Annotated in this window: 6 protein-coding genes; 2 read left to right on the top strand and 4 right to left on the bottom strand. The window is 71.2% G+C overall.

Annotated elements, in window-relative coordinates; all coding sequences use genetic code 11:
- Positions 1–24: 24 nt before the first annotated feature.
- The 3 genes from ACWGIG_RS15935 to ACWGIG_RS15925 all read right to left on the bottom strand — a co-directional run bounded on the left by ACWGIG_RS15935 (position 25) and on the right by ACWGIG_RS15925 (position 4,030).
- Positions 25–936: a geranyl diphosphate 2-C-methyltransferase gene (locus ACWGIG_RS15935; RefSeq protein ID WP_453322183.1), complete on the bottom strand. Its 912-nt coding sequence runs from the start codon at positions 934–936 to the stop codon at positions 25–27.
- Between the two features lie 41 nt (positions 937–977).
- The gene (locus ACWGIG_RS15930; protein ID WP_453322182.1) at positions 978–2,399 is read right to left on the bottom strand and encodes a family 2 encapsulin nanocompartment cargo protein terpene cyclase; all 1,422 of its coding nucleotides are present in this window, start codon (positions 2,397–2,399) and stop codon (positions 978–980) included.
- A gap of 221 nt (positions 2,400–2,620) precedes the next feature.
- Positions 2,621–4,030: a family 2B encapsulin nanocompartment shell protein gene (locus ACWGIG_RS15925; RefSeq protein ID WP_453322181.1), complete on the bottom strand. Its 1,410-nt coding sequence runs from the start codon at positions 4,028–4,030 to the stop codon at positions 2,621–2,623.
- Between the two features lie 653 nt (positions 4,031–4,683).
- Here ACWGIG_RS15925 and ACWGIG_RS15920 point away from each other — a divergent pair.
- Positions 4,684–5,940 carry an MFS transporter gene (locus tag ACWGIG_RS15920; protein ID WP_453322180.1) on the top strand — a complete coding sequence of 419 codons (1,257 nt, stop codon included), beginning with the start codon at positions 4,684–4,686 and terminating at the stop codon, positions 5,938–5,940.
- A 65-nt stretch (positions 5,941–6,005) separates the two neighbouring features.
- The gene (locus ACWGIG_RS15915) at positions 6,006–6,839 is read left to right on the top strand and encodes an aldo/keto reductase (RefSeq protein WP_453322179.1); all 834 of its coding nucleotides are present in this window, start codon (positions 6,006–6,008) and stop codon (positions 6,837–6,839) included.
- A gap of 14 nt (positions 6,840–6,853) precedes the next feature.
- Here the strand turns inward: ACWGIG_RS15915 and ACWGIG_RS15910 are convergent, their stop codons facing one another.
- Positions 6,854–7,348, bottom strand: coding sequence for an NUDIX domain-containing protein (locus ACWGIG_RS15910; protein ID WP_453322178.1), 495 nt, complete (start codon positions 7,346–7,348; stop codon positions 6,854–6,856).
- Positions 7,349–7,396: the final 48 nt, after the last annotated feature.

Raw genomic sequence — 7,396 nt, 5'->3', positions numbered from 1 at the left:
GCAGGGGGCAGCAGCCGGACGCGGTCAGACGCGGTCGGCCGCGATCAGGACGTACTGGAAGGAGCCGTCCTTGTAGGAGTTGATGAACGCCTCCTCGATACCGGTGACCAGGGAGGACGTCGCCCGCAGCTCCCAGTAGGGCAGGGTCGCGGGGGTCAGGTCGATGACGGCCTGCGGGACGAGGCGGTTGTCGGCCATGGCGCGCAGGTACTCGCGGCGGGAGTGGATGTTGCACTCGAAGTGCGCGTTGATCTGCGAGACCCACTTCGACGGCTGGCCGTAGCGCGGGTTCCAGCAGCCGGTGATGGTGACGTAGCGGCCACCGACCTCAAGGACGCGGGAGTGCTCGGCGAAGAGGTCCTCCAGGTCGACGTACATGCTCGACTCGTTGTTCCACGAGGCGGCGGCCTGCCCGGTCTCGAAGGGCGTGGCCAGCATGTTGCAGACGCGGGCCCGGACGTGGTCGGCGATATCGAGTTCCTGGGCGCGCCGGTTGGCGAATTCGGCCTGCTTGGCGGAGAGCGTGACGCCCTCGACCTTGCAGCCGAAGCGCTGGTGGGCCATGACCATCGAGCCGCCCCGGCCGCAGCCCGCGTCCATCAGGGTGTCGCCGGGGCCGATGGCGCCGAGGTGGTCCAGGAGGAGCTCGGACTGGGCCGACTCCAGCCGGTGGAGCTCGGCGATCAGCTTCTTCTCGGCCTCGCTGTCCTGGGGGTCGCCGAGCGCGGCGCGGTCGACGTCGCCGATGCCGTAGTGGTGGTGGTAGAGGCCGTCGACGTCGCCGAGGCGCAGGTTCACCGGCCTGGCCTCCCCATCCCAGTAGCGGGCGATGTCCCCCTGGTAGGGCGTCGCCGGGGAGGGGACGAAGGGGGCGCCGTTGGCGGCGGCGGTGGCCGAGGTGGTGGTGGCCGAGGTGGTGAATTCGGTGCTGGTCACAGATGATTCCATTCTTCTCTGCAGAGGTCGGGCAGGCCTTCTCACCAGAAGTCGGGAAGGCTGTAGCGGTAGGTGTTGGTCCGGTGCCAGTGGTGGTTGCCGTCGACCCAGGCGGCCACGCCGCGCAGGAAGCGCTGCACGGTCGGGACGGGGCAGTCGGCGGCGAGTTGCGCCGCTTCGGCCTCGAAGGCGTGCATGAGGTCGTTGTGGACCTCGACGGCCTTGAGGTAGGCGTCGCGATCGGAGAGGTCCTCCCGTTCGGCGAGCACCACGGGAAGGTTCAAGTGCTTGCCGGGGGCGGCGAGTTCCTTGGTGTACGAGTAGAGGTCGTTGACGATCGTGCTGGCGTTGCCCGCGAGCGCGATGACGCGCTGCATGGCGGGCAGGGTGTGGAGGTCCGTGGGGAGTTCGTAACCGCCGACGGTGTCGGTGATGGTGGGGCAGGGGCGGAAGTTGTTGAACTGGCGCATCGCCAGGTACTCCCACACCTCGGGCACTCGGTCCTCCTGGGCCCAGGCGGCCTCGGCGAGGTAGCCCAGGTGCAGCCTGGCCATGTCGTGCCGGAACCGGTCGGCCTGGGAGGCGGTGGACTGCCGGACGAAGTACTCCATGGCGGATCGGTAGGCGCGCCGGGGCGCGTCCGAGTGGAGCGACCGCGCCCACGGGGGCTCGTACTCCTTGGTGGTGTGCAGGGGGTCGAGGGCGGTGTGCGCGAGCAGCAGCCGTTCGCCGAGTCCGACGGGCGAGCCGCCGTGGTCCTCACAGTAGTAGTCGTCGACGGCGTTCTCGGCGACCATCAGGCGGGCGGCGATCATCAGGTGGTCGATGCTGGGGGCGTCCGGGTGGCAGCCGACCATGTAGCGGCCCACGGAGAAGCCGTCGAACTGGTCCGCCCAGTCGTCGGGGAACAGATCGACCTCGTCCAGCGCCCAGGACTTGATCCTGCGGCTGACCTCCTCGACCCGTACGGGATCCGGTTCGGGTACGGGGTGGTGGTAGAGGCCCGGGATCGGCCGGCCCTCCTCCGCCGCCGGTGGCTCCGCCGCCTCGCCTGCCGCCGGTGGCTCCGCCGGTGCCGCAGGTCCCCCGGCCCCGGCCAGGGGCCCCCCGGCCCCGGCCAGCCGCAGGCCCGCCGTGCCGAGCCCGCTGGGTCCGCGCAGGATCCGCGCCAGGTCGACGGTCGGCAACGGGGCCTCGGCGAGGGCGAGTTCGGCGGGAACGGTCCTGGTGAGGGCGACGCCGGGGTGAGCGATGCCGGTGGGGGCGACCCCTGCGGGGGCAACGCCTGCGGGGGGCGCGGCCTGCTCCGGCGGTCCCGGCAGGGACGGCACCCGGGGCGGGCCTCCGGTGGCGGCCACGATGTCGCAGGCGCGGGCCGCCGCGTCGGCGAGGACGTGCGCCCCGAAGCGCGCGGCGGCCTCGGGGAGGCTCGACTGCGAGGGGGTCGGCTCGGGCGCGGGCATCCTTGGCTCCTTCGATGGTTTCGATGGTTCGATGGGTGTTCGGCCGGTGACAGGCCCCCGCGCACGCCCGACCCGGGCCGTGACGGCAGCCGGGCCTGCTCGGCCGGCATGCGTCGGCCCGGTGGGCATGCGTCGGCCCGGGCCCTGTCGGCAGCCGGGCGGGCTCGTGCCCTACGCGTCCCTGGGCGTCCCTAGACGTACCCACGCGTTCCTGGGCGTTCCTACGCGCGACTGCGGGCGATCTGCACGTTCTCCAGCACGCCGAGCGCGTCCGGTACGAGGACGGCTGCGGAGTAGTACGTGGTGACGAGGTAGGAGATGAGCGCCTGTTCGTTCATCCCCATGAAGCGGACCGACAGGCCCGGTTCGTACTCCTCCGGCAGACCGGTCTGCCGCAGTCCGATGACGCCCTGGTTGTCCTCGCCGGTGCGCATGACGAGGATCGAGCTGGTGTTCTCCTTGGTGATGGGGATCTTGTTGCAGGGCAGGATCGGGACGCCCCGCCAGGCCGGCACCAGCTGTCCGCCGAGGTCGACGTGGTCCGGGTAGAGCCCGTACTCGCTGAATCCGCGCCCGATCGCGGCGATCGTCCTGGGGTGGGCGAGGAAGAACTTGGAGCCCCGGCGACGGCAGAGGATCTCGTCCATGTCGTCCGGGGTGGGCGGGCCCGAGTGCGTCTGGACGCGCTGCTTGAAGTCCACGTTGTGGAGCAGGCCGAACTCCCGGTTGTTGATGAGTTCGTGCTCCTGACGCTCCCTCAAAGCCTCGATGGTGAGCCGGAGTTGCTCGGCAGTCTGGTTCATCGGCCCGTTGTAGAGGTCCGCGACCCGGCTGTGGACGCGCAGGATCGTCTGCGCGACGGAGAGTTCGTACTCACGCGGTTTCAGCTCGTAGTCGACGAAGGCGCCGGGCAGTTGGTGCTCGCCCGCGTGCCCGGCGGACATCGCGATCTCCGCCTCGCCCTTGTGGTTCTGCCGCCGGAGCGGCAGCGCCCTGAATTCATCGAGGTGTTCCCGCAGGCCCGGCGCGGAGTCCATGACGGCCGTGAAGTCCGCGCGGGACAGGGTGAGGAGGGTGCCCGCGGTCTCGGCCGTGGCGGTGTGTTCCCACCGGGCGTCCGCGTCCAGCAGGGCGTTGTCCCCGAACCGTTCGCCGTCGGCGAGCACGGCCACCGACAGTTCGTCGCCGTACTGGCCGACGGTGGTGCGGCTGACGCGGCCGTGGGCGATCAGGTGGAGCCGGTCCGCGGGCGCGCCGCGCTCGGCCAGCGTTTCGCCCGCCCGGAAGTCGCGCTGGACGCACCGGTCGGCGAGCGCGGTCAGCACCTGCACGTCGTCGAAGCCGCGCAGCAGGGCCAGTTCGCCGAGCTCACGGGGGATCACCCGGACGTCGGCGCCGTCCTGGACGAAGTCCACGCGCCCGTCCCCGACGGTGTAGCTGAGCCTGCGGTTGACCCGGTAGGCCCCGCCCTTGGTCTCCACCCAGGGGAGCATCCGCAGCAGCCAGCGGGAGGTGATCTCCTGCATCTGCGGGGCGGACTTGGCCGTGGTGGCGAGGTTGCGGGCTGCCGCCGTACTCAGCGACTGCTGCGGCGGCGCCACCTGCGCCCCGGGGCTCGTGTCAACACTCATCGGGCGGGCTCTCCTTGGTCGGGCGGCGGCTTGGTCGGGGCGGCGGCCGGCGTGTACCCATTTACCGAGCAAGGGGCACAACTGGGCGCAAAGGCCCGGGAATCCGTCCAGCTATCGGGGACAGTAGCCACCGATAAGGCCCTCCGGCCCAGAGATTCCGGTGACATTAGCTCGATACGATGATCGTGACCGCGCGAGGTTTGCCCGGCCCCCGGCGGAATCCGGTCGAGTACGCACGGCACGCCCGCCGCACGGCCCGGCGGACACACGGACACGACACCGAAATCGCGTCGACAATCGGCCACACCGCCGCGCACGGCCTGTGGCGACGCCCGGGCACATCCCCTATACGGCGAACACGCGCACGCGCGGGACCACCGTTCTCGGCAAGGCCGCCGCTCTCACGACGGCGCGAACACACGCGCACACGCGGAGCCACCGTCCTCGGCAAGGCCGCCGCTCTCACCACGGCGCGAACACACGCGCACACGCAAGGCCACCTCCCCCGGCGCACGCCTCACCGCGCACCCACACGCACCCCCGCACCCCGCACCACCCGCACACCCAATACACCGCGCTTGCATTAGCCCGCGTCTGCAACTATTGTCTTCGCTTGTAAGACGCTACTGCACGCACCTCGGAAGGTCGCTCCCATGCCTCTCGCGCTCCTGGCCCTCGCCATCGGGGCCTTCGGAATCGGCACCACCGAGTTCGTCATCATGGGGCTGCTCCCCGACGTCGCCGCCGATTTCGGCGTCTCGGTGCCCACCGCCGGATTCCTGGTCACCGGATATGCCCTGGGGGTCATGTTCGGCGCGCCCCTCATGACCGTCCTGGGCACCCGGATCTCCCGCAAGAACATGCTGATGCTTCTCATGGGCCTGTTCATCGTGGGCAACGTCGTCTCGGCGGTCGCCCCCACCTTCTCCATGATGATCGTCGGCCGGGTGATCGCTTCGCTCGCCCACGGCGCGTTCTTCGGCATCGGCGCGGTGGTCGCCGCCGAACTGGTCGCCCCCGAGAAGAAGGCCGGCGCCATCTCCATGATGTTCACCGGCCTGACCGTCGCCAACGTCGTCGGCGTGCCGCTGGGCACCTTCGTCGGGCAGAGCGCCGGCTGGCGCGTCACCTTCTTCCTGGTCGCCGCGCTCGGCATCGTCGGCCTGGCGGGCATCGCCAAGCTGGTGCCGGACGTACCCAAGGCGGAGGGCGTCAGCCTGCGGCACGAGCTGGCCGCGTTCAGGAACGTCCAGGTACTCCTCGCCATGGCGATGACCGTGCTCGGCTTCGGCGGAGTCTTCGCGGCCATCACGTACATCGCGCCGATGATGACCGACGTCGCCGGGTACGCGGAGTCCTCCGTCACCTGGCTGCTCGTCCTCTTCGGCCTGGGCATGGTCGCCGGAAACCTGACCGGTGGGAAGTTCGCCGACCGCAGGCTCATGCCGATGCTCTTCGCCGCACTCGGCGGGCTGGCCGTGGTCCTCGCCCTCTTCACCTTCGGCGCGCAGAACAAGGTCACGGCGGCCGTCGCCGTCTTCCTCATCGGAGCCCTCGGCTTCGCCACGGTGCCGCCGCTCCAGAAGCGGGTACTGGACTACGCCCACGGCGCGCCCACCCTGGCCTCCGCCGTCAACATCGGCGCCTTCAACCTCGGCAACGCCCTGGCCGCCTGGCTCGGCGGCATCGTCATCGCCGCCGGATACGGCTACACCTCGCCGAACTGGGTCGGCGCGGCACTCGCCGCATCCGCCCTGCTGCTGGCCGTCGTCTCCAGCCTCCTGGAGCGCCGGGAGCCCGCACGCCCCAAGGCCTCCGGCGTGGTCGCCGGGTCGTCCGGCAGCACGGCGGCGGACCGCGCACCGGCCGGGAACGCTCCCGCCGGACAGGCCGTCGCTTCGCACCACTGACCCCAGCCGTCCCGTACAGCCATGAACCCGCACGGATTCACCGCACCTACAAGGAACAGCGCATCATGACCTCCCTCCCGCACGTCCCCACCGTCACCCTGAACAACGGCGTCACGATGCCCCAGCTCGGCTTCGGCGTCTTCCAGGTCCCCGACGAGGAGACCACCGCCGCCGTCGGCTCCGCACTCGCCGCCGGGTACCGCAGCATCGACACCGCCGCCGTCTACGGAAACGAGCGGGGCGTCGGCCGCGCGCTCGCCGCATCCGGCATCGCCCGCGACGAGCTGTTCGTCACCACCAAGCTGTGGAACGCCGACCAGGGCCACGACGCCACCCTCGCCGCCTTCGACGCCTCGCTCGACAAGCTGGGCCTCGACCACGTCGACCTGTACCTGATCCACTGGCCGACCCCGGCCCGTGACCTCTACTCCGAGACCTGGCGCGCCTTCGAGAAGCTGCTCGCCGACGGGCGCACCCGTGCCATCGGCGTCTCCAACTTCCAGCCCGCCCACCTGGAGCGCCTGCTCGACAAGGCCTCGGTCGTCCCGGCCGTCAACCAGATCGAGCTGCACCCGGGCCTCCAGCAGCGGGAGCTGCGCGCCTTCCACGCCCGGCACGGCATCCTCACCGAGGCGTGGAGCCCGCTCGCGCAGGGCGCCGTCCTGGGTGACCCGGCGATCACCTCGATCGCGGCCCGGCACGGCAGGAGCCCCGCCCAGGTCGTTCTCCGCTGGCACCTCCAGACCGGCAACGTCGTCATCCCCAAGTCGGTCACCGAGGCCCGCATCCGCGAGAACCTCGACGTCTTCGGCTTCGTACTGAGCGAGCAGGAGATCGACGCCATCGCCGCCCTGGACCGCGGCATGCGTACGGGTCCCGACCCCGACACCCTCAACTGACGGCGCGCGGGCGGCTACGGGGCGGGCGTCCCCCGCACCCGGGCACGCAGCCGGTCGACGAAGATCCGCTGACCCGCCACGAGCCGCTCGGCGGCCTGCCCCGGCGTGCACCAGGCGACCCGGTCCAGCTCCGGGAACTCCTGCTGCACGCCGGACCCGCGCGGCCACTCCATGACGAACGTCCCCGGCACCGCGGCTGCCGGGTCCAGCTCCGCCTCCAGCGCCCACACGGTGACCGTCTTGCCGTTGCGCTGCCGCGCCTCACCGAGCGGAATCCAGTCCCCGTCGGGAACGGGCAGCCCGAGTTCCTCCACGAACTCCCGGCGCGCCGCCGCCACGGGCTCCTCGTCGGGCCCGTACTCGCCCTTGGGCACCGACCAGGCGGCTGCCTCGCGCCTCGCCCAGAACGGACCGCCCATGTGCCCGAGCAGCACCTCGACGTCCCGCTCCGCGACCGTGCCCGTGACCCGGAAGAGGAGAAGCCCCGCACTGCGCCTGCCCGTCGCCATGCCGTCCAGTCTGCGACCGGGGCGGGCAACGCGCCAGCACGCGCACGG

The organism is Streptomyces sp. NPDC054863, from assembly GCF_053610825.1.
The sequence above is the reverse complement of the archived record's forward strand: the minus strand, read 5'-3'. Positions and strand labels throughout refer to the sequence as shown.